The organism is Aeromonas sp. ANP5 (assembly GCF_963870295.1).
Taxonomy (GTDB): Bacteria; Pseudomonadota; Gammaproteobacteria; order Enterobacterales; family Aeromonadaceae; genus Aeromonas; species Aeromonas veronii.
Map to the genome: position 1 here is coordinate 1 of NZ_CAWMRY010000078.1, position 1,635 is coordinate 1,635.

The window sequence follows — 1,635 nt, forward strand, 5'->3', positions numbered from 1 at the left end:
TGAGTTCCGGCTTTCTTTGAATGTATGGAGATGGTATTCACCTGACAGTTGCCCACAAAAGGGAGTGGTCATACGGCTTCAAACCGGATAACAAAACGGTACCCCTACCGTGTTATCTGGAGTCACCGTATGACCACCAACGAGAAAGTAGCACGTCGCAAACTCAGCCTGCTAGAACTCGCCAAAGAGCTCAATAACGTCAGCAAAGCCTGCAAGCTCATCGGCTACAGTCGTCAGCAGTTCTACGAAATCCGTCGTAATTACCAGACCTATGGCGCCGAGGGATTGCTCGACAAATTGCCCGGCTGTAAAGGGGCTCATCTCAAACGGGTTGCGCCCGAGATTGAGCAGGCCATCCTCGATTATTCCCTCACCTGGCCTACTCACGGCCCGCTGCGGGTAGCGCAAGAACTGCCTCTGCAAGGTATCAACGTCAGTGCCGGCGGCGTGCGTGGCGTGTGGCAACGTCACGACTTGCTCTCCAAACACGACCGCTTGTTGCGCCTTGAGAAAATCCAACGGGAGCAGACCATTGAGCTCAATGACGAGCAGATTCGCGTGTTAGAGCGCTTCAGCCCCGAGTTTCGCGAACGCCAGATTGAGGTCCACTACACCGGGGAACTGGTGGCGGTCGACACCTTCTTCGTCGGCGCGCTCAAGGGAGTTGGCAAGGTGTATCTACAAACCGTGCTGGACTGCTACAGTCGCCACGCCTGGGGACGGCTCTACACCAGCAAGCTGCCGGTGACCTCGGTTCATGTACTCAATGAAACGGTGCTGCCGTTTTTCGAAGCCCACGAGGCACGGGTCTATACCATCCTGTCGGACAACGGGCGCGAGTTCTGTGAACGACCTGACCACCACCCCTACGAGCTGTTCCTGCAACTGGAGGGGATTGAGCACCGAACCACCAAGGTGCGCAGGCCGCAGAGCAACGGCTTTATCGAGCGACTGCATCGAACCTTGCTGGATGAACACTTCCGTATCAAGGGGAGGACGACCTGGTATGAGTCGGTAGAGCAGATGCAGACAGACTTGGATAACTACCTGGAACACTACAACACCCAGCGGCCACATCAGGGCAGGATGATGGAGGGTCAGACCCCCTACAGCATGTTCAAGAAGGGTCTGAAATTGATACCGAAGGAAGTGCGCTCTAAAGTCACGTAAACAAGACACCGGTTTGAGGCCGGTGTCAGGTGATAACTAGAACTGTACATTTAGCCTAATAGCTGAATAAGTGGACTATGTGCCTGTATAAGATAAAAACAAATGTGAGTTCAGATTTGACGAACGTCAAGGATTCATACAAAGACTCATCCTTTCTTGTAGTCTCCCAATGATTCAATCAGTTAGTATCTGTCAGATATGAAATGATAGGGTTATACCGTGAGCACAATTTCCCTTCGCAAGGCCCTCGGGGTTTTGGCTAAATCTTCTTCCTTCTCGGTCAAGACGACAACACAACGTCAGAGAGATCTGTTTGATGACCTCAAGGATTATCTCTACGTTACACCCGAAATCGAGGATGATTTTGAGAAGTGCCTCCGTTCATTGCAGCCTAGTGAGTGTGTGTTTTTATGCGGCAGTAGTGGTGATGGCAAATCTGAAATATTGTCACGTAGCTATGACCAA

General features: G+C 51.8%; 1 protein-coding gene and 1 pseudogene. Both read left to right on the top strand.

Translation table 11 applies throughout. The annotated features are described in order from the left end of the window. The first annotated feature begins 129 nt into the window (after nt 1-129). Nucleotides 130-1,170, top strand: coding sequence for an IS481 family transposase (locus tag AACT07_RS22275; RefSeq protein ID WP_069530082.1), 1,041 nt, complete (start codon nt 130-132; stop codon nt 1,168-1,170). Between the two features lie 219 nt (nt 1,171-1,389). Next, nucleotides 1,390-1,635, top strand: a pseudogene (locus AACT07_RS22280) (DNA phosphorothioation-dependent restriction protein DptF); the annotation flags it as partial.